The sequence below is a fragment of the Pseudomonas sp. B21-010 genome, assembly GCF_024749325.1.
GTDB lineage: Bacteria > Pseudomonadota > Gammaproteobacteria > Pseudomonadales > Pseudomonadaceae > Aquipseudomonas > Aquipseudomonas kilonensis.
Genome location: NZ_CP087198.1, coordinates 1,950,509 through 1,974,665, shown reverse-complemented (window position 1 = coordinate 1,974,665; position 24,157 = coordinate 1,950,509). Strand labels below are relative to the sequence as shown.

Here is a 24,157-nt window from a genome sequence, read left to right as displayed (position 1 = left end):
AAGAGGAATCCTCATGCCAATCTTCGAATCGCACCTTGATCCCCACAGCGCTGACTTCACGCGCAACCACGCGGCGATGCTGGCCGGTGTCGAACAGTTGCGCCAGCTCGAACAGGCCGTGCTGGAGAAAGCCGCCCAGGCCCAGGGCAAGTTCGACCAACGCGGCCAACTGTTGCCGCGCCAGCGCCTGAACCTGCTGCTCGATCCTGGCGCGCCGTTCCTCGAACTGGCGAGCCTGGCCGGCTACAAACTCCATGACGACAAGGACGGTAGCCAGGCCGGCGGCGGCCTGATCGCCGGGATCGGCTACGTGTCCGGGGTGCGGGTGCTGGTGGTGGCCAACAACAGCGCAATCAAGGGCGGCACGATTTCCCCCAGCGGCTTGTACAAGACCCTGCGCCTGCAACAGATCGCCATGGAAAACAAACTGCCGATCATCACCCTCGCCGAAAGTGGTGGCGCCAATCTCAATTACGCCGCGCAGATTTTCGTCGAAGGCGCGCGCTGCTTCGCCAACCAGGCACGCATGTCGGCCATGGGCCTGCCACAGATCACCGTGGTGCATGGCTCGGCCACCGCAGGCGGGGCTTATCAGCCAGGATTGTCGGATTACGTGGTGGTGGTGCGCGACAAGGCGCGGCTGTTCCTGGCCGGGCCGCCGTTGCTCAAGGCCGCGACCGGCGAAGTGGCCAGCGAGGAGGATCTGGGCGGTGCGCAGATGCATGCGCAGGTGGCGGGCACCGCCGAATACCTGGCCGAGAACGACGCCGACGGCGTGCGCCTGGCCCGGGAGATTCTCAGCCTGCTGCCCTGGAATGCGCAACTGCCACCGCAGCCCGAACGGAGCTGGACGGAGCCGCTCTACCCTGCCGACGAATTATTGGGACTGGTCCCCGACGACCCGAAGAAGCCCTATGACGTGCAGGAAATCATCGCCCGCATCGCCGACGGCTCGAATTTCCTGGCCTTCAAAAGCGAGTTCGACGCCCAGACGATCTGCGGTCACCTGCACATTCGCGGCCACGCCTGCGGCCTGATCGGCAACAACGGACCGATCACGCCACAAGGCGCCAGCAAGGCCGCACAGTTCATCCAGTTGTGCGACCAGAGCCGCACGCCGTTGCTGTTTTTGCACAACACCACCGGGTTCATGGTCGGCACCGAGTCGGAGCGACAGGGGGTGATCAAGCATGGCGCCAAGATGATCCAGGCCGTGGCCAATGCCCGAGTGCCCAAGCTGACCGTCGTGGTGGGCGGTTCCTACGGCGCCGGCAATTACGCCATGTGTGGCCGTGGGCTGGACCCACGCTTCATCTTCGCCTGGCCCAACAGCCATACGGCGGTGATGGGCGGTGCCCAGGCCGGCAAGGTCCTGCGCATGGTCACCGAGGCCACGCAGATCAAGAACGGCCTGACCCCCGACCCGAAGATGCTGGACCTGCTCGAGCAAACCACCGCGCAGAAACTCGACAGCCAGTCCACCGCCCTCTACGGCAGCGCCAGCCTGTGGGACGACGGGCTCATCGACCCGCGCGACACGCGCACTTTGCTGGGCTTGCTGCTGGACATCTGTCACCAGGCCGAGCAGCGGCCACTGCAAGCCAACAGCTTCGGCGTGGCCCGTTTCTGAGGACGCTCCACGGCTCACAGGAGAACACCAAAAATGATCTTCACCCAGGAACACGAAGCACTGCGGCGCACCGTTCGCCAGTTTGTCGAGCAGGACATCAACCCTTACGTCGACGAATGGGAGAAAGCCGGGCGTTTTCCCATCCACGAGGTTTTCCGCAAGGCCGGCGAGCTGGGCCTGCTGGGCATTTCCAAACCAGCTGCCTTCGGCGGCATGGGCCTGGACTACAGCTATTCGATCGTCGCGGCCGAGGAATTCGGCACCATTCATTGCGGCGGCGTGCCCATGTCCATCGGTGTCCAGACCGACATGTGCACCCCGGCCCTGGCCCGTTTCGGCTCCGATGAGTTGCGTGAAGCGTTCCTGCGCCCGGCCATTCGCGGCGAACAGGTGGGCTGCATCGGCGTCTCGGAGGTTGGCGCCGGCTCCGACGTCGCCGGGCTCAAGACCACGGCGCGCAAGGACGGCGACGACTACGTCATCAACGGCAGCAAGATGTGGATCACCAATGCACCCAGCGCCGATTTCATCTGCCTGCTGGCCAACACCTCGGATGACAAACCCCACGTCAACAAATCGCTGATCATGGTGCCGATGCACAGCCCCGGCATCAGCCTCGGCCAGCACCTGGACAAACTCGGCATGCGCAGCTCGGAAACCGCCCAGGTGTTTTTCGACGACGTGCGAGTGCCACAACGCAATCGCATCGGCCAGGAAGGCGCCGGGTTCATGATGCAGATGCTGCAGTTCCAGGAAGAACGCCTGTTCGGCGCGGCCAACATGCTCAAGGGCCTGGAGCATTGCATCGACAGCACCATCGAGTACTGCAAGGAACGCAGGACCTTCGGCGCGGCCCTGATCGACAACCAGGTGATCCACTTTCGCCTGGCGGAGCTGGCCAGCGAGATCGAATGCCTGCGGGCGCTGGTCTACCAGGCCACCGAGCAGTACATCAATGGCCAGGACGTCACGCGGCTGGCGTCGATGGCCAAGCTCAAGGCCGGACGCCTGGCCCGGGAAACCACCGACAGTTGCCTGCAATACTGGGGCGGCATGGGCTTCATGTGGGACAACCCGGTCGCCCGGGCCTATCGCGACGTGCGGCTGGTGTCCATCGGTGCCGGTGCGGACGAGATCATGCTGGGCATCATCTGCAAGCTCATGGGGATTTTGCCGGGGAAGAACAAGTGAGTACATCGCCTGCCAGACCGCCATCGCGAGCAAGCTTTGCTCCCACAGGTGAATTCAATCACCGGGCATTGTGGGAGCAAAGCTTGCTCGCGATGAGGCCCTAACAGACACCGCAAAACGCCAGGAATAACCCCATGCCCGCCTTCAGCAAAATCCTCATCGCCAACCGCGGCGAAATCGCCTGCCGGATCCAGCGCACCGCCCAGGCCCTGGGCTATCGCACGGTGGCGGTGTTCAGCGAGGCCGACGCCGAGGCGCTGCACGTGCGCATGGCCGATGAAGCGGTGTTGATCGGCCCAGCCGCGGTGCAGCAGTCCTACCTCAACCCCTCGGCCATGCTCGATGCAGCCCGGCGCTGCGGGGCCGATGCGATCCATCCCGGCTACGGCTTTCTTTCGGAAAATGCCGGGTTCGCCAAGGCCTGCGAAGCGGCCGGCATCGTGTTCATCGGCCCCAGCCCCGAGGCCATCGACCTGATGGGCAGCAAGCGCCGGGCAAAAAACGCCATGATTGAAGCCGGCGTTCCCTGCATCGCCGGTTACCAGGGTGCCGCCCAGGACGACGACACGCTGCAGCGCGAAGCCGGGCGTATCGGCTACCCGTTGATGATCAAGGCCAGCGCCGGTGGCGGAGGCAGAGGCATGCGCCTGGTCCAGCGGGCCGAGGACCTGCTGGAGCAGTTGCGCAGCGCGCGCTCGGAGGCCCTGCACGGTTTTGGCAGCGACGAGTTGATCCTCGAACAGGCCTTGATCGATCCGCGGCATGTGGAAGTGCAGGTTTTCGGCGACCACCATGGTCAGCTGATCCACCTGGGCGAACGGGACTGTTCGATCCAGCGGCGCCACCAGAAAGTCATCGAGGAAGCGCCCTGCCCGGTCATGACCGCCGACCTGCGCCAGGCCATGGGCGACGCAGCACTCAAGGCCGGACGCGCTGTGAATTATGTCGGGGCCGGGACCGTGGAGTTCCTGCTCGCTGCGGACGGTCGGTTTTACTTCCTGGAGATGAATACGCGCCTGCAGGTCGAACACCCGGTCACCGAGTTGATCACCGGCCTGGATCTGGTGGCCTGGCAATTGGACGTCGCCGCCGGCAGGCCGCTGCCCCTGCGCCAGGAGCAGGTGACGCTCACCGGCCACGCCATGCAAGTGCGGCTGTACGCCGAGGACCCGGCGGCGGATTTCCTGCCCCAGACCGGGCGGTTGATCGGTTGGGAGCCGCCCATACTGGACGGCGTGCGAATCGACCATGGCCTGCTGGAGGGCCAAGCCATCACCCCGTTCTACGATTCGATGCTGGGCAAGCTCATCGTCCACGGCGCCACTCGCGAGGAGGCCCGACGCAAATTGTTGCGAGCGGTGGAAGATTGCGTGCTGCTTGGCGTCCAGAGCAACCAGCGATTGCTCGCCGGGTTGCTGGCACACCCGCGGTTCATCGACGGTGACTTCGGTAACGGATTCATCGGGCAACACTTTGCCGATCATGCGGCGCTCCGGCCCCTTGAGCCCTCAGCCGAACAACTCGCCATCGCCACGGCGGCGTTTTATCAGGCCTCGCAAGCACGGCATGCTCCGGGCCTGCGCGGATGGCGCAACAGCATCGGCGCGGCGCTGCACTACCGGATCGGCGTCGGCGAGCACGACTGGACGCTGAGCCTGGTGGCCAAAACCGACGGCACATTCAACATCCGCAGTGCCGGGTGCTTGATCGAACTGAGGCTGCTCGACGCTGCCCCCCATGGCGCAACACTGGTGATCGATGGGATTCGCCGGCGGCATGCGTGGCGCCTCGATGGCAACGATCTCTGGCTGTCCACCCGACCCGGCGGCCTGCACCTGCAGGACCGAACCCATGCCCCCATCGCCGCCAAGGCCAGTGCCAACGACGGCATGCTCAAGGCGCCCATGGACGGTGCCATTGTCGAGCTGCTGGTCAGCGAAGGCAGCACGGTGCGCCAAGGCCAACTGCTGATGGTGCTCGAAGCGATGAAAATGGAGCATCCACTCAAGGCAGGCATCGACGGGGTGGTCAGGCAATTGCAGGTCACGCGGGGTGACCAGGTGAAAAATCGCCAGGTTTTGTTGCGCGTTGAAACAGCCCACTAGTCGGATGCCGAGGGTTTGACTACGCTCAAACCCATCAGCACGCCGATACCGGGAACCCTGCAATGCCTCACTGGCTGGTGATTGATCTGGAGGCCACCACCGATGAAGGTGGCTGGCCGGTAACCGAAATGGAAATTATCGAAATCGGCGCCACGCTGGTGAATCGTGACGGCCGCGAAGTGGATCATTTCCAGCGCTTCGTGCGGCCCCTGAGGCGGCCGCTGCTCACGCCCTTCTGCCGCGAACTGACCCACATCACCCAGGCCAATATCGACAATGCCGCGCCCTTGACCGAGGTCTGGCCGGCGTTCGAGCGCTGGCTGGCGCCGTATCAGTCGAAGCTGGAAAGCTGGGTCAGTTGGGGCGATTACGACCGCAAGCAACTGCTTCAGGAATGGCAGCACCAGCAGTTGCACAGTGTCCTCGGCCAGGTGCCGCACATGAACCTCAAGCAACGCTTCGCCAAGGCCCGGCGACTGGAGCGACCGCTGGGGCTCAATGGCGCGCTGCAACTGGCTGGCCTGCAATTCTGCGGTCAACAGCACCGTGCGCTGGAAGACGCGCGCAATACCGCGCGGTTGTTGCCCCTGGTGCTTGCGCGTTGAGCGGCAGCCACCTCCCAGTGTGGCAGATGACGAATGTTGCGGCCTTGTGCATACTGGCCGGCCTTTTTCAGCCCCTTTTTCGAGGAATCGCCCATGTTTAAAGTCAACGAGTACTTCGACGGCACCGTCAAGTCGATCGCTTTTGGCACTGCCGAAGGCCCTGCGACCATCGGCGTCATGGCACCGGGCGAATATGAGTTCGGCACGGCCCAACGGGAAATCATGCACGTGGTCTCCGGCGCCCTGACCGTGAAGCTGCCTGACAGCACCGACTGGGAAACCTTCGAGGCCGGCAGCCAGTTCAATGTTCCGGCCAACAGCAAATTCCAGCTCAAAGTGGCCGTCGATACCGCTTACCTGTGTGAGTACCGCGGCTGATTCGGCGAACCACCAGAGCTGCTCCCCTTTTGGGGGCATGGTTAACCCTGTGGCGAGGGAGCTTGCTCCCGCTGGACGCGCCAGCGTCCCCTACGATGTGATGACTGGAATGCAGGGGCTGCTTCGCAACCCAACGGGAGCAAGCTCCCTCGCCACAAAAGCCTACAAAAAATGCTTGCGTGATAAACAAAAATGCCCGTGTCCAATGACACGGGCATTTTTGTTTACGGATTTTTTTATTCGAGCACTTCAACCGGCATGCCGACTTCAAGCCGACCGTTGCTGTCGTTGACCAGGTTCTGGCCGAACATCGCACCGTCCGGTGTCGAACGGTAATGCTGCAACGTGGCAAAGGGTTCGCGATTCGGATCGCGTTCGCCGGTTTGCGGATCGACCGTGGTCATGATGCAACGTGAGCATGGCTTGACCAGCCGGAACTCAACCTCGCCGATACGAATGCGCTTCCAGCCGTCCTCGGCAAACGCCTCGCTGCCCTCGACCACCAGGTTGGGGCGAAAGCGCAACATTTCCAGCGAACGACCAACCCGGTTCGACAGATCCTGCAAGGATGCCTGGCCAATCAGCAGCAGGGGGAAACCATCGGCAAAGGCAACCTTGTCGTCATCCTTGCCATAACCGGCGGCGGTGGTACGCGCCAGATCCACCGGCACATGCACCAGGCGGGTAGGATTGCCGATGAATTCGCTGACCCAGGCCGCGGCCTCGTCACCGGCATCCGGCACACGCAAGGTGTCACGCCAGATGGTCACCCCGCGCCGCTGTTCTTCCACCACGGGCGGTAGCGGCACGTCGACGGCGCCATGGCCCGGCGCGCTGAGCGTCAGGCCACCCGCTTCGTTCCACAAGGCTGAGAGCTGGCTCATCTTCGCCACGGCTCGCTGGGTCAGGAAACGCCCCGTGCCCTCATCCACCAGCATCCAGCGCCGGTCACCGTCCAGCCCGAGCTTGTCCAGGCCGATCCCTTGCAAGGGCTGGCCCTTGCCGGACTTCAACGGATACCGATACAGCGCGCTCAGCCGCAACATGGTCAACTTCCCTGGTGGCGAAAAAATGCCACCTTATACGAGCCGGCCATTGAAGCAAACCACCATCGGTTTCAGTCGAGCATCAGCCGCTGGCGCACCACATCGACCAGCTTGTCCGGCTGGAATTTGGAGAGGAAGTTGTCGCAACCGACCTTCTTGACCATCGAATCGTTGAAGCTGCCGGACAACGAGGTGTGCAGTACGACATAGAGCCCACGCAAGCGCGGGTCGTTGCGGATTTCAGTGGTCAGCCGGTAGCCGTCCATTTCCGGCATTTCCGCGTCGGTGAAGATCATCAGCAATTTATCGGTCATCACCTCGCCGGTATCGGCCCAAGCCTTGAGCATGTTCAGGGCCTTGAGGCCGTCGCTGGCGATGTGCATTTTCACGCCCAGTTGCCCCAGGGTATCGCGCAGTTGCGAGAGCGCGACGTTGGAGTCGTCCACCAGCAACACTTCGCGACCACGGGCGCGCTCCAGCACCGGGTCTTCGAGCTTGTCCCGGGAGACCTTGGCGTTGTACGGCACGATTTCGGCCAGGACTTTTTCCACGTCGATGATTTCCACCAACTGATCGTCCACCTTGCTGATGGCCGTCAGGTAGTGCTCACGGCCAGCGCTTGTCGGCGGTGGCAGGATGGCTTCCCAGTTCATGTTGACGATGCGGTCGACACCGCCCACCAAAAATGCCTGAACCGAGCGGTTGTACTCAGTCACGATGATGGTGCTGTTGGGGCCCGGCACCAGCGGACGCATGCCAATGGCCTGGGACAGGTCGATCACCGGCAACGTCTGGCCCCGCAGATTGACCACGCCGCACACGAACGGGTGGCGCTGCGGCATCAGGGTCAGCTTCGGCAGCTGCAGCACTTCCTGGACCTTGAACACGTTAATGGCGAACAACTGTCGACCCGCCAGGCGGAACATGAGAATTTCCAGGCGATTCTCACCCACCAGTTGGGTTCGTTGATCTACTGTGTCGAGAATGCCGGCCATCGATGACTCCTGGGCTTGTTCGGATGAATCCAATGAATGAGATATCGGCTGCGCGAACCGAATCTTGACCCCCGGATAAAATACAATCACGGGGTATTGATGTCACATTAACATCATGTTTTACTGACTTCATGATTTCATCTGCACCTTTTCTCTGCCGCGCGACCCAGGTTTGCGTGCAAAGTTCCCCTGCCTAAGGGATTCCCCTAGGCACAATCAGGTCCAACCTGATATTCCCGTTATCCAATAGCCATTAATGTGACGCCATTCTCATTGCTGAACGGAGTCAGGCTTTTGTGCGCGACCAAAGGTCATCGGACCTCCAGTCTTTCGGCCGATCCCACCCGTGCAATTGTTTGCGAATTCGCTTTCGCTGAACGGCAGGGATGTGTCGCCGTGCGTCCGACCGCGGCCGACCTTGAGATCCAACCGTTCGCCATAAGCGGTTTTCTTTCGCCTGACATGATGTTGTGGAGATAAGCATGCCGAACGATCGTAGGAACTGGACTCAGCGTCTTCCCGAGCTTCTGATCGAGGCCGAGACGCTGTTGGCCAAGTCGGAGGAATGCCTGAGCCATCTGCAATTGATCAACAACGACAAGGACGCCATCGATTGCATGCTCAGCACCTTGCTGAAACTGTCGAACAAGGCCAATGCCCTGGCGCTGGAAGCCGTTTCGGAGTTTTCACTGCATATCCATGGCTTGCTCAGTCACGCGCAAAACCACATGGAGTTGCATGACCGAGCCTTGGACGCCCTGAAGGATTGTTTAACCCTGATGGCCTGGCAATTGGAACTGGTCGATCACACCACCGGCCAGTTGGGCCTGGACAGCAGTGAACAGATTTCGTTGATCGAGGCATTCGCTTTCCAGGTAGGCCAGAGCCCCGGCCAGGCATCGGCAGCGTCAAGTCCGCTGGCGTTGGTATCCTACCCCCAGAAACAAGCCTGAGACGATGATGCCGGCTCAGTGCTGCGTGCCAGGTACGTAGCGCTTTCACCGCGCCATGCCGAGCGCGACCAACGATAGGTGAAGTGGTACTATCTCGCGCGTCAGCCACTTCAAGACAGCGCCGTAAAGCCGCCGACCGAAGCTGCCCTCGACCTGAAAACGTTTACCCGACCGGGCCTGTCAGATGCGCTGACCGGCCAGCCCGCAGCGAACATTCATTGGCTCCATCCGCTATGTACGCCAGCCTCAAGTCATTCATCACCTGGCCTCCCTCCCGAGAAAACGCCCGTCGCTTCACATTATTATTGTGTATCTGCTCGACCCTCGGCTGCCTGCTGGCCTACCTGTACGCCTACACGGTGCCGTTGAGCCTGCTGGTACTGAATGTCGCAGCCATGACTTGTGTCTGGATCCACCATCGGTTGTCACGCAAATCCATCAAGTTCCAGCCTCAGGAACTGGCCGACCGGTTGCTTGAGGTCCAGGAAAACGAGCGCCATCGCCTCAGCCGCGAATTGCACGACGACATTGGCCAGTTGCTGACCGCAGCGAAACTGCAAGGCGAATGGCTCAAGCGGCGGATGCCGGAAGAATTGCAAGGCCAATGCGCGCTACTCTGCGAGACCCTGGACGAAACCCTCAACAAGGTCCGCGACGTATCGGCGATCCTCAACCCCCGGCAACTGACCAGCCTCGGACTGGAGGCCAGCCTGCGGGCGCACCTGCTCAAGACCCTGGCCAATGCCCCGGTGAAGTGGAGCCTCGATTGCCAACAGCGCATGGCAGGCATCCCGGAGGAAATGTCGGTCGCGGTGTTCCGGATCACCCAGGAAGCGGTCACCAACATCTTGCGTCATGCCCGGGCGACGAATCTGCTGGTACGCTTGCAACGCCTGCCTGACGGCCTGACCCTGCTGATCAGCGACGATGGCCAGGGGTTTGTCCCCGCCACCCACCCTGCTCGCGAAGGCCAACGGGGCATGGCCGGCATGTCGGAGCGAGTCGAACAGTTGGGCGGCACCCTCAAGGTCATCAGCGAGGCCGGCAAGGGCACGCACATCGAAGCACGCTTTCCCTGGGCGCCGCGAGCCCTGGAACGAGCCAGTAAGAATAAGGTTCTCCTTTGATTTGTAATTTGCTCCTGGTAGATGACCACTCCCTGATCAGGGCCGGCGTACGCGCGCTGGTCATGGATATCCCGGGCTATGCCGTCATTGGTGAGGCCAGCGATGGCACGCAATTGGTCGAACTGGTCGAACGGTTGAACCCCGATATCGTGCTGCTGGACATTTCCATGAAGGACACCTGCGGCCTGGACGCCTTGCAACAGCTCAAGCGGGTGCGCCCCCACAGCAAGGTGCTGATTCTGTCCATGCATACGGATCCGGCGCTGATCATGCAGGCGCTGGAATCAGGAGCCCATGGCTACCTGCTCAAGGACACCACCGCCAATGAGCTGAAACACGCCTTGGAGGCGCTGCGCAACAACGAACGCTACCTGAGCCCGGCCATCGCCCATACCGTGATCAACCAGGCGCTGACTCGCGTCCAGAAGCATCAGTCGGACCCCGCCCGGACTCATAACCTGACGGCACGCCAGCTGGAAATACTGCGGCTGATCGTGCGCGGCAAGTCCACCCGGGAAATAGCCAACGGCCTGAACCTGAGCATCAAGACCGTGGAAACCCACCGGGCGCAAATCATGAAGCGCCTGCAGATCCATGACGTGGCCGGCCTTGTGCTGTTCGCGGTGCGCGAACAGATCATCAGCCTGGACGATTGAGCGCCGTCGCGCCGCCCAACAGCGGCGAATCGGACGGCAGGTGCACGCGCAGTGCTTTTGGGCGGACAGTGAAACGCAGGGCATCTACCTGCAACGGCTCGCCATCGAGATTGATATCCAGGCCTTGCGCGACCTTGATCTCCACCCATGGCAAGCGCGCGCGGACAAACATGTTGTCGATGCCCAGGCCACCCGCCAGCAAGTCCTTCAATGTACTGACCACCTCCTGAGGCGCCGGCAAGATGCTGATGTCCAGCAACCCATCATTGGCCAACGCCTGCGGGCACAGCACGTGGCCACCCCCCGCCTGACTGCCATTGCCGATACCCAGCGCGAGCAAATCGCCCTGCCAGTGGAAATCGGGGCCCTGCAACTCACCATAGGCGGCACTCAGCTCACTGAATCGTGACAGGCCGGTGAACAGGTAGGCCGCGCCCCCCAGGACTTTCTTGAGGTCCTCGGAAGTGTTCGCCGTCACCTGGCTGCCAAAACCGCCGGTGGCCATGTTCAGGAAAATCCTGCCGCAGACTTCACCCACATCCACGGCCTGCGGCGCAACGTCGAGCAAATCCAGGGCCTGCGCAGGCTCCAACGGAACGCCAGCCGCCCGGGCGAAATCGTTGGCAGTGCCCAGCGGCAGCAGTACCAGGCTGGCATCACTCGAATGGAGGACGATCGCTTCGGCGATATCACGCAAGGTCCCATCACCGCCGCCGGCGATCAGCCGCGTATAACCGGCCTCCAGCGCCTCATCGACGCATCGTTGGGCATCACCCGCCTCCCAGGTCAACCGTACCGCCAGGTCCCAGCCCTGCTCGCGCTTGAGCATCACTGCCGTGCGAACCTCTTCGTTGAGCGCTTGCTTGCCATGCAAAATCAACAGCGCCTTGCCTTTGCTCATCGTTGTCTCCGTCATTGGAAGGTTCAGGAAATGGGACCGCTCATTCGAGCGAAAAAGCCCGAAATATCTCAATTTATTAAAAAAGCAGGAAGGCTTGCCCCCCCGGGAGAAAACCCGCAGGGCAGCTCGTTCGACCGGGACGTCTTGATTCGAAGAGTTTTCTTACAAGATCTGGCGAATCAGCTCAATTGACCCTCTAGCGGTATTGAGACACCTTGGCCTTCTGTTTTGCTGGAACGCTAAAACCCTCTTCACACAAGGAAGCACTTACCCATGGATGGATACGTCACGGCCCGCTGGGGCCGGATCAGTCGTTTGAACAGTTATGGCCAAGGGGATGAACCGTCCCATGCATAACCGTGAATACAAGCTGTTGCCCCAGCAGCGCGCGCCCCTTGGAAGCGGGCGGGCCGATACTCGGAACGAATGCAAAAGTTGCAGTAATCCCGTTGGAGGAATTGATTTGGAACCGCGCGTCGTTGAACTGGAAACCCACCTCAAATACATCCGCAAAGACATGGATGAAATTCGCACCGACGTAAAGGTGATCCGCCACAGGCTGGCCTATTCGGCTGGCGCTGCAGCGGTGGTGCTCGGCCTGCTGGGCTGGATTGCGAACAATCGATTCGATCAGGTGGTGATGCTGCTCACACGATGAAGGTGAGACGCGTGAAGGCCCGAGGATCCGGCTCGGGCCGCAGAACACCTGCCACAGTGCTAGCCCAGGACTTCGCTCAAGGGAATGAAACCCACTTCATCGCCCTCCACCAGCGTCCGGCCCTCGAGCACTTCGACCAGCCCTTCGGCCCAGGCGGCGCTGCGCAGGACACCCGAGCTTTGATTCCGGTAGATGATCGCTCGACCATTCTCCATGCGGCCTCGCAAGTATTCTCGTCGACTGCCTGCCTTCGGCCAGGCGAAACCGGCCGGCACCTTGAACTTGAGCGGCGCCACCGACTGAACGCCCTGGCGTCTTAGCAGGTAGGGCCGTGCCAGCAGTGCGAAAGTCACGAGGGTCGAGGCAGGGTTTCCAGGCAAGCCTATGACCGGCACGCCACGGTAATGCCCGAACGTCAGCGGTTTACCCGGCTTGATGGCGAGTTTCCATAGCGCCAGCTCGCCGTCCTCGCGCAAGGCGATGCCCAGGAAATCCGCCTCCCCCACCGATACGCCACCGGTGGACAGGATCAGATCGACATCAGACAACTGCGCCAAGCGCTCGCGGGTGGCCGATAAATCGTCGGGCAGGATACCCGCGTCAATCACGTCACAACCCATGCGTTGCAGCCAGCTACACAGCAGCACGCGGTTGCTGTTATAGATCTGGCCTGGGCCCAACGCCTGCCCGGGCTCGACCAGCTCATCCCCCGTGGACAGGACTGCGACGCGGACTTTGCGCACCACTTCCAGCGATGCACAGCCCAAGGAGGCGGCCAGCCCCAGCTCGATCGGCCCCAGGCGAGTGCCGGCAGAGAGCACTTGCTCGCCGACGGTGGTCTCCTGCCCCTGGGGGCGAATGTTCTGCCCGCTGACCATACGCTCGGTAAAGCGCACCCGCTGGTCGTCTTCAACCACGGCATTTTCCTGCATCTCGACGCAATCGGCGCCAGCAGGGACTGGCGCCCCGGTGAAGATCCGCGCGCACGTGCCAACGGCCAGCGGCTCTGGGGCCTGCCCGGCAAAAATCCGCTGGCTGACCTTCAATGGCTCGCCGTTCCAGTCAGCCAGCCGCAAGGCATAGCCGTCCATGGCGCTGTTGGGCCATGGCGGCAAATCTAGGGTCGACACCAGATCCCCGGCGAGCACTCGCCCTAACGCCGCGGCCAAAGGCAAATGCTCGCGCTGGACAATCGGCGTGGCCGCCGCCATCTCGAGCAGTCGTTCCAATGCGACCTCAACGGCCATCAAGGCCCCGGCCTTGCCCGGTTTACCCACGGGATTCACAAGGCGCTGCCTGTTTCAAATGAGCCACGAAGTTGCACGGCCGATGCCGCACATCCAGCTGTTCGGCCAGGATGCCATCCCATCCGGTACGCACCGCGTTGGTCGAACCCGGCAGGCAACACACCAGCGTGCCATTGGCCAGGCCTGCCAGCGCGCGGGACTGCACGGTGGACGTGCCGATGTCGGCCACGGATATCTGTCGAAACAACTCGCCAAAGCCATCGACCTGCTTGTCCAGCAGGCACGTGACGGCTTCCGGCGTGCTGTCACGCCCCGTGAAACCGGTGCCGCCGGTGATCAGCACCACCTGCACCACGTCTTCGGCAATCCAGGTCGCGACTTGCGCCCGGATCTTGTACAAATCATCTTTGAGCAGGACCCGCGCCGCCAGGTTGTGGCCAGCCGCCGTGAGCCGATCGACGAAGACCTGTCCGGACGTATCGGTTTCCAGGGTACGGGTATCACTGACAGTCAGCACCGCGATATTGAGCGGCACGAAAGGTACATCAGCCTTGGCTTTCATAGGCTCGTCCAGTTGTGAAGGAAACAGCCCGGTGTTATATCACAGCGCTTCATTTTTTCGCCCGCGCGGAGACACGCCATGACCCCGAACACGCCGCTGCCATCCTGCTCCATCCTGCTCTTGGCGGGTGGTCGCGGACAACGCATGGGCGGCCAGGACAAAGGCCTGGTGCAGTGGCAAGGCGAACCGCTGATTGCCCATCTGCATCGCCAGACCCGCGCCATGAGCGATGACCTGATCATCTCCTGCAACCGCAACCCGCAACATTATGCGATGTATGCCGATCAGTTGGTGCATGACGAGGAAGGCGACTTTCCCGGGCCCCTGGCAGGTATCCGGGCAGGCCTCAAGGCTGCGAAGCATCCGTATTTGCTGGTGCTGCCGTGTGATGTGCCGCAAATCGACGCCAACCTGCTCGATAACATGCGCAGGATGGCCAGCCAGCACCCCGACAAACCGCTGATGGTGCGCCACGGCGAGCACTGGGAGCCGCTGCTGTGTGTCATCCCATTGGCCCTGGCAGCGAGCTTCGAACAAGCCTGGCGCGAAGGCGAACGCAGCCCCGGTCGTATCATGCGCGCACTGCACGCCGTTGCCTTGCAATGCCCAGCCGACGATCCCCGCCTGGCAAATCTGAACACACCGGAGTTACTGGCCCGGCACAAAGGCGTGTCAGATTGACACTAGCCAGGAACTTGCGCGCGATGTATACGTCTGAAGGTCAGTAACTTGAAGAATCCATTTCGGAGAAACACCATGACACAACGGACCCTCGCCACGTTCATGCTCGCTCTGGGCCTCGCCACCCTTGCCGGGTGCGCTTCGCCAACAGTGATCACCTTGAATGACGGTCGCGAAATCCAGGCCGTCGATACCCCACATTACGATGAAGAAAGCGGCTTCTACGAATTCGAGCAACTGGATGGCAAGCAGACTCGTGTGAACAAGGATCAGGTTCGTACCGTTAAGGATTTGTAATCTGTAACGCTGCTGCCCTAAGTCGCTAGAAAAAACGGCGCTTCCTGAAGAGGGAGGCGCCTTTTTTTTGGGCTTGGTTTTGGGTTTTGGGTGTATATCCGTTTCTTCGGTAACGGCCACTGGCGGTTCCGCTCTTACAGCGGGTCACTTTCGAAAAGCGCGAAAGTAACCAAAGCGCTACATGCCCCACCACTCGGTGCCTCGCCTAGGCTCGGCATGCCTGAACGAAGGCATTGCTCCGTGGGCCGCCGCGAAGGGCCATCCATGGCCCAGCGCGGCTAACCCGGCATCCATGCCGGGTTGCCCACTGCGCAATACCTTCGTTCAGCCAGCGTGGTTTAACGGGGCGCCGAGATCAACGTCCAACGCGAGGCGGCCTAACAGCCGACCTGGCTCTTGGTAAGACCGCGTTTCTCCTGTGGGAGCGGGCTTGCTCGCGATAGCGGTGGTTCAGTTTACAGTGATGGTGGATGTGCCTATGTCATCGCGAGCAGGCTCGCTCCCACAGGTTTTTGTGTCGTGCGTAGATGCTGTGAATACCCGCCACCCCATGTGGGAGCGAGCTTGCTCGCGATAGCGGTGGTGCAGTTTGTGATGATGGTGGGTGTGCCTATGTCATCGCGAGCAAGCTCGCTCCCACAGGTTTTTGTGTCGTGCGCAGATGCTGTGAATACCCGCCACCCATGTGGGAGCGAGCCTGCTCGCGATAGCGGTGGTTCAGTTTACAGTGATGGTGGATGTGCCTATGTCATCGCGAGCAGGCTCGCTCCCACAGGTTTTTGTGTCGTGTGCTGATGCTGTGAATACCCGCAGCCCCATGTGGGAGCGAGCTTGCTCGCGATAGCGGTGGTTCAGTTTACAGTGATGGTGGATGTGCCTATGTCATCGCGAACAAGCTCGCTCCCACAGGTTTTGTATCGTGCGCAGGTGCTGTGAATACCCGCAGCCCCATGTGGGAGCGAGCCTGCTCGCGATAGTGGTGGCCCAGCCACATAGATGCTGGACATACCCCACTCTTGCTTTGCTTGGGATTTTGATCTGGACGCCCCGTTAAACCACGCTGGCCGAACGCAGGCATTGCGTAGTGGGCATCCCGGCATGGATGCCGGGATAGCCGCGCTGGGCCATGGATGGCCCTTCGCGGCGGCCCACGGAGCAATGCCGGAGTGAGGGCACACCGAGCCTAGGCGAGGTGCCGAGTGGTGGGGCAAGCCTTTTTTGCTTACTTTTTTTGGCGTTTGAAAAAAAGTGAGTCGCCGTAAGGGCGAAACCATAAGTAGCCGTTACCGAAGAAACGGATATACACACCATTCCCCCTTAACAAAAAACTACCACTGCAACGAAATACCGCTCTCAAACACACGTTCCAAGCCAGTAACCGGATCAACAAAACGCAACCCTTGAGCCAGCAGCTTCAAAGGATTCGAGTAATCATCCTCAACATCCCGAAGCACATCAGGATAAAACGGATCATTGCAGATCCCCGCCCCAAGGGCATTCATGTGAACCCGCAACTGATGCTTCTTACCCGTAACCGGATACAAGCCATAGCGCCACAACTCGCCGTTCCTTTCCAGCACTTCGATGGCCGTTTCGGTATTGGGCTCGCCGGGCCCTTCCTGCATTCGGAAGAACGGTTCGCCATCGATCATCCGGCTTTTATGCACCCGTGGAAAGGTCAGCCCGGGCAATGCGCGGGCAATGGCCTGGTAGCGTTTTTCGATCTGCCGCGTCGGGAATAACGACTGATACGCCGAGCGGGTGTTCGGGTTGGCCGAAAACAACACCAGCCCGGCCGTATGCCGGTCGATGCGGTGCAGAGGCACCAGATGAGGATTGTCCAACCGCCGGATCAGCCGTCGCAACAAAGTTTGCTCGACGTATTCGCCCGCTGGGGTGACAGGCAGAAAATGCGGCTTGTCTGCCACCACCAGGTGTTCGTCGGCGTACAGGATCGACTCCACCACCGGGATTGTCTTCTCGTCGGGCACTTCGCGGAAGTAGTGGATGCGCAGGCCTTCGCGGTACGGCAAGTCGACCTGGATCGCCTTGCCCTCCCCGTCCAATACCCGGCCCCGAGCGATCCGGTCCAGCCACTGTTCGCGACTGATGGCGCTGAAATGCTCGCACAGGCACTCCAGCACCGTCTGCCAGGAACCGGGCGGCAGGTACAGCGTACTGGCCTGATGATGAGCGGCGGAAAACGACGAACCGGACATTGAAAACTCTTAGGCATTTTTGCGAGGCGGTATTATCCGCCAGTCGCACAGGCCAGCCCAGCAATGATTGCTCACGCGGTGACTGACGTCGATTTTGCCGCCGCTTCGGTGAACTCTTTCAACCAGCGCAGCACTTCCACCGCCTCCCAGCGACCTGGATCGTACAGCGCGTACAGCAAGCCCTGGTAACCCACCACATCCAACTGTTTGTGATAGCCGGCACGCTGGAACAACGCTTCAATCTCGGCGAAACAGGTATTGAAATGCAGTTTATTGAAGGGGGTCTTGCCTTCGGTAACCAAGCCATCCAGGCGCAGTTCCAGGACTGCCTCGCGCACAACGTCCGCGGACATCCTGTTCACGCTGCTTTTCAGTTGTTCGACATTGACCAAGGGGACGCACTCCAGATAGCTGTATGCACATACAGTAACCGAAGCACACTACTTTCGCCAACCGCAGTATCAGGAACTGACGGACGAACGGAGGAATGTCACGATCTGTTCGGCCTCGAAGGGCCAGTCCAGTTCCGCACCGGTATCCAGCCTGCGCAGCACGGGAATCCGCCACCCATAGTCCTCCACCACGTCTTCGCGATCTGAAATGTCCACCAACTCCACCAACAATCCATGTTCGACGAAAGGCATCAGTTCAGCTTCGGCTACTTCGCAAAGATGACACCCCAGGGTGCCGAACAACTGGCATTCAGGAAGCATGGCGGGTAGACCCAAAAAAGATAGACGGTCATTCTAGGCCCACCTCGGAAAACCGTCGAGTCGCAGGCTCGCTTCAGCGTGTTTCAGTAAAACGCTGATGCAAATCACTGAGCGCCAATGCTTTTCCAGCGACGCTTGTCGCATTTTCCCCTCTACGCTGTGCGTTGTAGCCTTGAAACGGAGTTCCCCTTGTTTGCCAACCTGCTGATCATCCTTGCCTCGTCCCTGGTGGTCATCGCCTTGTTCAGGCGGCTGCGCCTGCCACCCGTGCTGGGTTATCTCTGCGTCGGGCTGGCGGTCGGGCCCACCGCGCTGGACTGGGTCAACGACAGCGAAGAACTGCCAGACCTGGCCGAACTCGGGGTGGTGTTCCTGCTGTTCTCGTTGGGGCTGGAGTTTTCCCTGTCGAAAATGCTCGAACTGCGTCGGGTCGTATTCGGCCTCGGCAGCCTGCAGGTGCTGTGCTCGGGGGCGGTCCTGGCGGGATTGCTGGCATTGGGCGGCGCGCCTGTGATCGCCGCATTGTTGCTCGGCGCAGGGCTGGCCTTGTCCTCCACGGCCATCGTCAGCAAGGAGTTGACCAGCCTGGGAGAGATCTTCAGCAGCCATGGCCAGAACGCCATCGGCGTGTTGTTGTTCCAGGACGTTGTCGCGGTGCTGTTGTTGACCCTGGTGCCGGTATTCGCCGGCAGCAGCGACCACCCGTGGTACTGGGCGCTGCCCTTGACCTTGGGCAAGACCCTGGTTCTGTTCGGTGGCCTGCTGCTGGCCAGCCGACTGCTGTTGCCCCGGCTGTTCCATGAGGTGGCGGCGTCCCGGTCCGCGGAATTGTTCGTCCTGCTGGCCCTGGTGATCGTGTTGCTGACGGCATGGCTGACCCACCTGCTCGGTTTGTCACCGGCCCTGGGAGCTTTCCTGGCGGGCATGCTGCTGGGGGAAAGCCACTACCGGCATCAGATCGAAGCCGACATACGCCCGTTCCGCGACATCCTGCTGGGGCTGTTCTTCGTCAGCATCGGCATGCTGATCGACCTGCAGCTGTTCCTCGATGACGGCTTGTTGATCCTGGGGTTGACCCTCGGCCTGATGCTCATCAAGGGCTGCGTGGTCGCCGTCCTGGTGAAATGGCGCGGCAGCGACGTTGAAACCGCCTGGCGCAGTGGCCTGGCGCTGGCCCAGGGCGGTGAATTCTGCTTTGCCCTGATGGCCCTGATGCAGCAGAACCGCCTCATGCCCGCCGACATCAGCGGCCTGCTGCTGGCCGCGACGTTCTGCTCGATGCTGTTGACCCCGCTGTTGCTGCGTGCGGCGCCACGCATCGCCGCGCGCCTGCATCGCAAACCCAACGAAGAGGCGCAACTGGACCAGATCAGCGCACTCAATGCCGGCTTGTCGGGCCATGTGGTCATTTGCGGCTACGGGCGCGTCGGTCAATCCATCGGGCGGTTCCTGCGCCGCGAAGGCCAGGCGTTCGTCGCCCTGGATGACGACCCGGTGATCATCCAGGAAGCCACCGTCGGGGAAAACTGCGTGCATTACGGGGATTCACGACGAGGTGACCTGCTTGCGGCCGTTGGCTTGAGCCGCGCCAGGTTGCTGGTGATCGCGGTGGACAAGACCGACATCGCCATCACCGTGCTCAAGGCGGCCCGCCAGGTCAATCACCAGGTACCGATCCTGGTGCGCACCCGTGACGACAGCCAACTGGCCGAGTTGCAGGCTGCCGGGGCCAGCGAAGTGGTCCCGGAGCTGCTGGAGTCGAGCCTGATGCTGGCCTCCCACGCCCTGATCATGCTCGGCCTGCCCGAGCAGCAGGTCCGGCATCACGTGGATCAGGTTCGTCACGACCGCTATCGCCTGCTCCATGGCTTTTATCCTGGCAACCAGGACAAGGAGCCATAGTGCCACGCTCAGTCCTGGCTGACCGCGCCGATCTTGTGAATCGACAGGTCGGCGCCGTAATACTCTTCTTCCTGTGTCAGGCGCAGCCCCAACACGGCCTTGATCACGCCATAGACCGCAAACCCGCCTGCCAGGGCGACGACAATTCCCAGCGCCGTGCCAATCAATTGGCTGATCAGGCTGACCCCACCCAGGCCGCCCAGGGCGCTCTGGCCAAAGACGCCACAGGCGATGCCACCCCAGACACCGCACAGCCCATGCAGCGGCCAGACGCCGAGCACATCGTCGATCTTCCACTTGCCCTGGGCCGCGGTGAAGCACCAGACAAACAAGGCACCGGCAATGGCCCCCGTGACCAACGCACCGACCGGGTGCATCAGGTCGGAACCGGCACAGACCGCCACCAAACCGGCCAGCGGGCCGTTGTGCAGGAAGCCTGGGTCATTGCGTCCGACAATCAATGCCGCCACGGTACCGCCCACCATGGCCATCAACGAATTGACCGCCACCAGCCCGCTCACCCCGGGCAAGGTCTGGGCACTCATCACGTTGAAACCGAACCAGCCGACAATCAGGATCCACGAACCCAAGGCCAGGAATGGAATGCTCGAAGGCGCGAACGCCACCAGGCGACCGTCCCGGTATCGGCCGTTACGCGGGCCGAGCAAGAGCACGGCAGCCAACGCCAGCCAGCCGCCCATGGCATGCACCACCACGGAGCCGGCGAAGTCATGGAAACTGGCGCCGAACCGGGCTTGCAGCCAGGCCTGCAGGCCAAAATTGCCGTTCCAGACCACGCCTTCGAAAAACGGATAGACAAACGCCACGATCAGCACCGTGGCGCACAACTGCGGGACGAACCGGGCACGTTCGGCAATACCGCCGGAAATGATGGCCGGGATCGCAGCGGCAAAGGTCAGCAGAAAGAAGAACTTCACCAGGCTATAGCCATGATCGGCGCTGAGCACCGCCGCCGGTTGCAGGAAGGTCACACCGTAGGCAATCCAATAGCCTATAAAGAAATAGGCCAGGGTCGAGACCGCGAAATCGCTGAGGATTTTCGACAGCGCATTGACCTGGTTCTTTTGCCGGACCGTTCCCACTTCAAGAAACGCAAAGCCGGCATGCATGGCCAGGACCATGACTGCGCCGAGCAGGATGAACAGCGTGTTGGAGCTGTGGACCAGACCGTCCACGGCACTTTGCATATTTTCCATGGTATTGGCAGACCTGAAAAAGTTGAAAAAAGCACCAAACCGGTTCGCCTGCCTTGCGAACGCACCAAGTTGAAACGGCTCATTGGCCGTACGCAGGCCGATGAACCGCTTTGGTGCGCAAGAACGGTCAAAACGAAATCCCGCTTGGAGGTGCTTCGCGGGTTTTGATTATTTGGGTTAAGGTTTTTCGGGCTTTCGCCCAGCTTCAGCGCACTGGCGCAGGCTGATGCACCAGTACATGGCAAAAGCCTGAGCAAAAGTTGTACCAGTCACTTGTACTGAACCTTCCGGCAAGGCTCATACTCGAACGTTTCAGACGTCACTTACGGAGATTCACCAATGGCCAGAACCCAGGCAAAGACTGCTCAAGAAACCCTGATGGAAGATTTCCAGACGCTGGTCAGCGACACGGAACGGTTGCTCGATCACACCGCGACGCTGGCAGGCGATCAAGCCGATGCACTGCGCAGCCAGATTCACGAAACCCTCCTGCGCGCCCGCGAAACGCTCAAGCTGACGGAAGATTCCATGCGCGAACGCGGCCAGGCTGCGGTGGTCGCCACCGAGGAATATGTACAGGCCAACCCTTGGCAATCCGTGGGCATTGCGGCAGGCGTTGGCTTTCTGATTGGCCTGCTGGCGACACGGCGCTAATGATGGGTATCGACGAATCCGGCTCGTCCGAAGCGGGCACACAACCGACTGCTCGTCGCCTGGGCGCGGCGTTCCTTGGCTTGCTGCATAGCCACGTCGAATTGTTCGGCATGGAGTTGCAGGAACAGAAAGCACGCACCGTCAGCCTCCTGCTGTTCGCCGGCCTTGCGCTGGTGTTCGGCCTGCTGCTGTTGGTCGGGCTTTCGGCGCTGGTACTGATCCTGGTATGGGACACTTATCGTCTGGCCGGCATTATCGGCCTGTGCCTGTTTTATCTGCTGGCGGCGCTGTTCTGCGGGCTTCGGCTCAAGGCAGCGATCTACGACGAGTCGTCTCCTTTCCACGCCACCCTCGAAGAACTGGCCAACGACCGGGAGCGCCTGTTGCCATGAGCCTGCCTGATATTCCTCAAGCCCGGACACGACAGGAAATGCGCAAGGCGCTGGTGCGTCTGCGCATGGAAATGCATCGCCAGGAAATCCGTCAGGAAACACGCCAATTACTGCAGCCCTTGCAACGGGCACGCAGCTTGACGCAAAGCTGGCACGAAGGCTTCGGCATCAAGCACGCGCCACTGTGGGGCGTGGCGGCAGTGTCCCTGCTCGGTTTCCTCACCGGCAAACGGACTCGCCACGGTGGTGGCGGTGGCTTGACAGGCCTGATCCGCCTGGCAACGACATTGCTGCCGTTGGTCAAGCTGGCCAAAGACCTGCGCAAACCCTGAGGACCTGCATACCGTGGCGAGGGAGCTTGCTTCCGCTGGACTACGAAGCAGGCCCATTTTTGTGGGTGCTTCGCACTCAAGCGCGAGCAAGCTCCCTCGCCACAGGGTTATGTATCGAGTCGGTGCAGGCCTATAGGCCTTGCAGGGCAGCCCACGAACCGGGAAGCTAGGACACCGACATCATCGAACGGAGCAACCAGCCTTGGATTGGCACACCCTGCTGACTCGCGAACGCCTCGGAAAACCGCTGCACAGTCCGCAAGAACTGGGCCGCAGTCCTTTCCACAAGGACCACGACCGCATCATCTTTTCCGGCGCCTTCCGCCGCCTCGGACGCAAGACGCAAGTGCATCCGGTCTCCAGCAACGACCACATCCATACGCGCCTGACCCATTCCCTGGAAGTCAGCTGCGTCGGGCGCTCCCTGGGCATGCGCGTGGGGGAAACCATCCGCAATGCCCTGCCTGACTGGTGCGAGCCAAGCGACCTGGGCATGGTGGTGCAATCGGCCTGCCTGGCCCACGACATTGGCAACCCGCCGTTCGGTCACTCCGGCGAAGATGCTATCCGCTATTGGTTCCAGCAAGCCGCCGGCCGTGGTTGGCTCGATGCAATGAGCGAAGCCGAGCGCAACGACTTCCTCAACTTCGAAGGTAACGCCCAAGGATTCCGCGTCCTCACCCAACTTGAATACCATCAGTTCGACGGCGGAACGCGGCTGACCTATGCCACCCTCGGCACCTATTTGAAATACCCCTGGACTGCCCGCCACGCGGACTCGCTGGGCTACAAGAAGCACAAGTTCGGTTGCTACCAGAGCGAACTGCCACTGTTGGAGCAGATTGCCCACAAACTCGGTTTGCCACAGATCGAGGATCAACGCTGGGCACGGCATCCCTTGGTGTACCTGATGGAAGCCGCCGATGACATCTGCTACGCGCTGATCGACCTGGAAGACGGCGTGGAGATGGATCTCCTGGAATACCCCCAGGTGGAATCGCTGCTCCTGGACCTGGTGGGCGATGATCTTCCGGACACTTACCGGCAGCTGGGGCCGCTGGACTCGCGGCGACGCAAACTGGCGATCCTGCGGGGCAAGGCCATCGAACACCTGACCAACGCCGCCGCCCGGGCTTTTGTCGAACAACAGGAAGCCTTGCTTGCCGGCACATTGCCAGGGGATCTCGTGGAACATATGCACGGCCCGGCAAAACGCTGCGTGTTGAATGCCAAGGACATGGCGCGCCGGAAAATTTTCCAGGACAAGCGCAAGACCCTGCATGAAATCGGCGCCTACACCACGCTGGAAATCCTGCTCAACGGATTTTGCGGGGCCGCCCTTGAACAGCATGGGGGCCGCACGCCTTCGTTCAAGAATCGCCGCATTCTCGACCTGCTGGGGAACAATGCGCCGGATCCCAACGGCCCTTTGCATAGCGCTTTCCTGCGAATGATCGATTTCATCGCCGGGATGACTGACAGCTACGCCAGCGAAATGGCCCAGGAGATGACCGGCCGCACGCGCCAATAAAATGTGTGCTGCGCCTGGCACAAAACCTGTGGGAGCGAGCTTGCTCGCTCCCACAGGGATTGGCGGTGAATGTGAATTTTGTAGCGCTGCGCCACAAGGAGTTTGAAGTAGATAAATAACTGTATGGTTTACACAAACCGCGGTTAAACGCTTCTTTTGTTTGCA

At 61.1% G+C, this 24,157-nt stretch carries 25 protein-coding genes; 16 read left to right on the top strand and 9 right to left on the bottom strand.

Going from position 1 to position 24,157, the window contains the following annotated elements; translation table 11 throughout:
• Nucleotides 1-13: 13 nt before the first annotated feature.
• The 5 genes from atuC (at nucleotide 14) to LOY50_RS08760 (ending at nucleotide 5,909) form a co-directional block, all read left to right on the top strand.
• Nucleotides 14-1,630, top strand: coding sequence for a geranyl-CoA carboxylase subunit beta (gene atuC / locus LOY50_RS08780; protein WP_258690640.1), 1,617 nt, complete (start codon nucleotides 14-16; stop codon nucleotides 1,628-1,630).
• Between the two features lie 33 nt (nucleotides 1,631-1,663).
• Nucleotides 1,664-2,821, top strand: coding sequence for a citronellyl-CoA dehydrogenase (gene atuD / locus LOY50_RS08775; protein ID WP_258690639.1), 1,158 nt, complete (start codon nucleotides 1,664-1,666; stop codon nucleotides 2,819-2,821).
• A gap of 134 nt (nucleotides 2,822-2,955) precedes the next feature.
• The gene (locus LOY50_RS08770; protein WP_258690638.1) at nucleotides 2,956-4,926 is read left to right on the top strand and encodes an acetyl/propionyl/methylcrotonyl-CoA carboxylase subunit alpha; all 1,971 of its coding nucleotides are present in this window, start codon (nucleotides 2,956-2,958) and stop codon (nucleotides 4,924-4,926) included.
• A gap of 62 nt (nucleotides 4,927-4,988) precedes the next feature.
• Nucleotides 4,989-5,531: an exonuclease domain-containing protein gene (locus tag LOY50_RS08765; protein WP_253472731.1), complete on the top strand. Its 543-nt coding sequence runs from the start codon at nucleotides 4,989-4,991 to the stop codon at nucleotides 5,529-5,531.
• A gap of 93 nt (nucleotides 5,532-5,624) precedes the next feature.
• Nucleotides 5,625-5,909, top strand: a complete 285-nt coding sequence (locus LOY50_RS08760) for a pyrimidine/purine nucleoside phosphorylase (RefSeq protein WP_014337306.1) — start codon at nucleotides 5,625-5,627, stop codon at nucleotides 5,907-5,909.
• A 236-nt stretch (nucleotides 5,910-6,145) separates the two neighbouring features.
• Here LOY50_RS08760 and LOY50_RS08755 read toward each other — a convergent pair whose 3' ends face one another.
• Both LOY50_RS08755 and LOY50_RS08750 read right to left on the bottom strand, forming a co-directional pair.
• Entirely contained in the window at nucleotides 6,146-6,955 is an 810-nt protein-coding gene (locus tag LOY50_RS08755; RefSeq protein ID WP_258690637.1) for an MOSC domain-containing protein, read from the bottom strand.
• 71 nt (nucleotides 6,956-7,026) lie between these two features.
• Complete coding sequence (locus LOY50_RS08750) at nucleotides 7,027-7,950, bottom strand: chemotaxis protein CheV (protein ID WP_003183670.1); 924 nt, start codon at nucleotides 7,948-7,950, stop codon at nucleotides 7,027-7,029.
• A 482-nt stretch (nucleotides 7,951-8,432) separates the two neighbouring features.
• On the opposite strand from LOY50_RS08750, the gene LOY50_RS08745 reads away from it, so the two are divergent.
• The 3 genes from LOY50_RS08745 (at nucleotide 8,433) to LOY50_RS08735 (ending at nucleotide 10,686) form a co-directional block, all read left to right on the top strand.
• A complete protein-coding gene (locus tag LOY50_RS08745) occupies nucleotides 8,433-8,903 on the top strand; it encodes a hypothetical protein (RefSeq protein WP_253472727.1) in 471 nt (156 codons plus the stop codon).
• Between the two features lie 233 nt (nucleotides 8,904-9,136).
• Nucleotides 9,137-10,030: a sensor histidine kinase gene (locus tag LOY50_RS08740; protein ID WP_214510877.1), complete on the top strand. Its 894-nt coding sequence runs from the start codon at nucleotides 9,137-9,139 to the stop codon at nucleotides 10,028-10,030.
• Nucleotides 10,027-10,686, top strand: coding sequence for a response regulator transcription factor (locus LOY50_RS08735; RefSeq protein WP_214510838.1), 660 nt, complete (start codon nucleotides 10,027-10,029; stop codon nucleotides 10,684-10,686). Before LOY50_RS08740 ends, LOY50_RS08735 begins: the two co-directional genes overlap by 4 nt.
• On the opposite strand, the gene yegS is transcribed toward LOY50_RS08735, so the two are convergent.
• Nucleotides 10,670-11,587 carry a lipid kinase YegS gene (gene yegS / locus LOY50_RS08730; protein WP_253472725.1) on the bottom strand — a complete coding sequence of 306 codons (918 nt, stop codon included), beginning with the start codon at nucleotides 11,585-11,587 and terminating at the stop codon, nucleotides 10,670-10,672. The two genes, LOY50_RS08735 and yegS, sit on opposite strands and share 17 nt — an antisense overlap.
• Nucleotides 11,588-11,936: 349 nt before the next feature.
• Here yegS and LOY50_RS08725 point away from each other — a divergent pair, with 349 nt between their 5' ends.
• Nucleotides 11,937-12,245, top strand: a complete 309-nt coding sequence (locus LOY50_RS08725) for a hypothetical protein (protein WP_250886185.1) — start codon at nucleotides 11,937-11,939, stop codon at nucleotides 12,243-12,245.
• Between the two features lie 59 nt (nucleotides 12,246-12,304).
• On the opposite strand, the gene glp is transcribed toward LOY50_RS08725, so the two are convergent.
• Both glp and moaB read right to left on the bottom strand, forming a co-directional pair.
• Entirely contained in the window at nucleotides 12,305-13,492 is a 1,188-nt protein-coding gene (gene glp, locus LOY50_RS08720; RefSeq protein ID WP_253478461.1) for a gephyrin-like molybdotransferase Glp, read from the bottom strand.
• Between the two features lie 22 nt (nucleotides 13,493-13,514).
• Complete coding sequence (moaB, locus tag LOY50_RS08715; RefSeq protein WP_053120541.1) at nucleotides 13,515-14,054, bottom strand: molybdenum cofactor biosynthesis protein B; 540 nt, start codon at nucleotides 14,052-14,054, stop codon at nucleotides 13,515-13,517.
• Nucleotides 14,055-14,132: 78 nt separating this feature from the next.
• Between moaB and mobA the strand changes: the two genes are divergently transcribed.
• Both mobA and LOY50_RS08705 read left to right on the top strand, forming a co-directional pair.
• On the top strand, nucleotides 14,133-14,735 hold the full coding sequence (gene mobA / locus LOY50_RS08710; RefSeq protein WP_258690636.1) for a molybdenum cofactor guanylyltransferase MobA: 603 nt from the start codon (nucleotides 14,133-14,135) through the stop codon (nucleotides 14,733-14,735).
• A gap of 75 nt (nucleotides 14,736-14,810) precedes the next feature.
• Nucleotides 14,811-15,032, top strand: a complete 222-nt coding sequence (locus LOY50_RS08705) for a YgdI/YgdR family lipoprotein (protein WP_003199454.1) — start codon at nucleotides 14,811-14,813, stop codon at nucleotides 15,030-15,032.
• A gap of 1,328 nt (nucleotides 15,033-16,360) precedes the next feature.
• Here the strand turns inward: LOY50_RS08705 and LOY50_RS08700 are convergent.
• From LOY50_RS08700 to LOY50_RS08690, 3 genes are all read right to left on the bottom strand, one after another.
• A complete protein-coding gene (locus LOY50_RS08700) occupies nucleotides 16,361-17,251 on the bottom strand; it encodes a pseudouridine synthase (RefSeq protein ID WP_214510835.1) in 891 nt (296 codons plus the stop codon).
• Nucleotides 17,252-17,322: 71 nt separating this feature from the next.
• Nucleotides 17,323-17,643 carry a hypothetical protein gene (locus LOY50_RS08695; RefSeq protein WP_003199451.1) on the bottom strand — a complete coding sequence of 107 codons (321 nt, stop codon included), beginning with the start codon at nucleotides 17,641-17,643 and terminating at the stop codon, nucleotides 17,323-17,325.
• A 69-nt stretch (nucleotides 17,644-17,712) separates the two neighbouring features.
• A complete protein-coding gene (locus LOY50_RS08690; RefSeq protein ID WP_253472716.1) occupies nucleotides 17,713-17,964 on the bottom strand; it encodes a glutaredoxin family protein in 252 nt (83 codons plus the stop codon).
• A gap of 189 nt (nucleotides 17,965-18,153) precedes the next feature.
• Between LOY50_RS08690 and LOY50_RS08685 the strand changes: the two genes are divergently transcribed.
• Complete coding sequence (locus tag LOY50_RS08685; protein ID WP_258690635.1) at nucleotides 18,154-19,866, top strand: monovalent cation:proton antiporter-2 (CPA2) family protein; 1,713 nt, start codon at nucleotides 18,154-18,156, stop codon at nucleotides 19,864-19,866.
• A gap of 8 nt (nucleotides 19,867-19,874) precedes the next feature.
• On the opposite strand, the gene LOY50_RS08680 is transcribed toward LOY50_RS08685, so the two are convergent.
• The gene (locus LOY50_RS08680) at nucleotides 19,875-21,083 is read right to left on the bottom strand and encodes an ammonium transporter (protein WP_258690634.1); all 1,209 of its coding nucleotides are present in this window, start codon (nucleotides 21,081-21,083) and stop codon (nucleotides 19,875-19,877) included.
• A gap of 339 nt (nucleotides 21,084-21,422) precedes the next feature.
• On the opposite strand from LOY50_RS08680, the gene LOY50_RS08675 reads away from it, so the two are divergent.
• From LOY50_RS08675 to LOY50_RS08660, 4 genes are all read left to right on the top strand, one after another.
• The gene (locus LOY50_RS08675) at nucleotides 21,423-21,737 is read left to right on the top strand and encodes a YqjD family protein (RefSeq protein ID WP_003199441.1); all 315 of its coding nucleotides are present in this window, start codon (nucleotides 21,423-21,425) and stop codon (nucleotides 21,735-21,737) included.
• 2 nt (nucleotides 21,738-21,739) lie between these two features.
• Nucleotides 21,740-22,129: a phage holin family protein gene (locus tag LOY50_RS08670; protein WP_003199439.1), complete on the top strand. Its 390-nt coding sequence runs from the start codon at nucleotides 21,740-21,742 to the stop codon at nucleotides 22,127-22,129.
• Nucleotides 22,126-22,461, top strand: coding sequence for a hypothetical protein (locus tag LOY50_RS08665; protein WP_253472708.1), 336 nt, complete (start codon nucleotides 22,126-22,128; stop codon nucleotides 22,459-22,461). Before LOY50_RS08670 ends, LOY50_RS08665 begins: the two co-directional genes overlap by 4 nt.
• Nucleotides 22,462-22,663: 202 nt before the next feature.
• Nucleotides 22,664-23,992: a deoxyguanosinetriphosphate triphosphohydrolase gene (locus tag LOY50_RS08660; RefSeq protein WP_003199435.1), complete on the top strand. Its 1,329-nt coding sequence runs from the start codon at nucleotides 22,664-22,666 to the stop codon at nucleotides 23,990-23,992.
• Nucleotides 23,993-24,157: the final 165 nt, after the last annotated feature.

Bases quoted from the DNA above. Each gene is read 5' to 3' on its own strand.
- atuD (WP_258690639.1), top strand. From the start codon at position 1,664: ATGATCTTCACCCAGGAACACGAAGCACTGCGGCGCACCGTTCGCCAG.
- LOY50_RS08740 (WP_214510877.1), top strand. From the start codon at position 9,137: ATGTACGCCAGCCTCAAGTCATTCATCACCTGGCCTCCCTCCCGAGAA.
- glp (WP_253478461.1), bottom strand. From the start codon at position 13,492: ATGGCCGTTGAGGTCGCATTGGAACGACTGCTCGAGATGGCGGCGGCC.
- LOY50_RS08760 (WP_014337306.1), top strand. From the start codon at position 5,625: ATGTTTAAAGTCAACGAGTACTTCGACGGCACCGTCAAGTCGATCGCT.
- LOY50_RS08770 (WP_258690638.1), top strand. From the start codon at position 2,956: ATGCCCGCCTTCAGCAAAATCCTCATCGCCAACCGCGGCGAAATCGCC.
- LOY50_RS08665 (WP_253472708.1), top strand. From the start codon at position 22,126: ATGAGCCTGCCTGATATTCCTCAAGCCCGGACACGACAGGAAATGCGC.
- LOY50_RS08705 (WP_003199454.1), top strand. From the start codon at position 14,811: ATGACACAACGGACCCTCGCCACGTTCATGCTCGCTCTGGGCCTCGCC.
- atuC (WP_258690640.1), top strand. From the start codon at position 14: ATGCCAATCTTCGAATCGCACCTTGATCCCCACAGCGCTGACTTCACG.
- LOY50_RS08725 (WP_250886185.1), top strand. From the start codon at position 11,937: ATGCATAACCGTGAATACAAGCTGTTGCCCCAGCAGCGCGCGCCCCTT.
- LOY50_RS08745 (WP_253472727.1), top strand. From the start codon at position 8,433: ATGCCGAACGATCGTAGGAACTGGACTCAGCGTCTTCCCGAGCTTCTG.
- LOY50_RS08680 (WP_258690634.1), bottom strand. From the start codon at position 21,083: ATGGAAAATATGCAAAGTGCCGTGGACGGTCTGGTCCACAGCTCCAAC.
- LOY50_RS08670 (WP_003199439.1), top strand. From the start codon at position 21,740: ATGGGTATCGACGAATCCGGCTCGTCCGAAGCGGGCACACAACCGACT.
- yegS (WP_253472725.1), bottom strand. From the start codon at position 11,587: ATGAGCAAAGGCAAGGCGCTGTTGATTTTGCATGGCAAGCAAGCGCTC.
- moaB (WP_053120541.1), bottom strand. From the start codon at position 14,054: ATGAAAGCCAAGGCTGATGTACCTTTCGTGCCGCTCAATATCGCGGTG.
- mobA (WP_258690636.1), top strand. From the start codon at position 14,133: ATGACCCCGAACACGCCGCTGCCATCCTGCTCCATCCTGCTCTTGGCG.
- LOY50_RS08755 (WP_258690637.1), bottom strand. From the start codon at position 6,955: ATGTTGCGGCTGAGCGCGCTGTATCGGTATCCGTTGAAGTCCGGCAAG.
- LOY50_RS08750 (WP_003183670.1), bottom strand. From the start codon at position 7,950: ATGGCCGGCATTCTCGACACAGTAGATCAACGAACCCAACTGGTGGGT.
- LOY50_RS08690 (WP_253472716.1), bottom strand. From the start codon at position 17,964: ATGCTTCCTGAATGCCAGTTGTTCGGCACCCTGGGGTGTCATCTTTGC.
- LOY50_RS08700 (WP_214510835.1), bottom strand. From the start codon at position 17,251: ATGTCCGGTTCGTCGTTTTCCGCCGCTCATCATCAGGCCAGTACGCTG.
- LOY50_RS08675 (WP_003199441.1), top strand. From the start codon at position 21,423: ATGGCCAGAACCCAGGCAAAGACTGCTCAAGAAACCCTGATGGAAGAT.
- LOY50_RS08765 (WP_253472731.1), top strand. From the start codon at position 4,989: ATGCCTCACTGGCTGGTGATTGATCTGGAGGCCACCACCGATGAAGGT.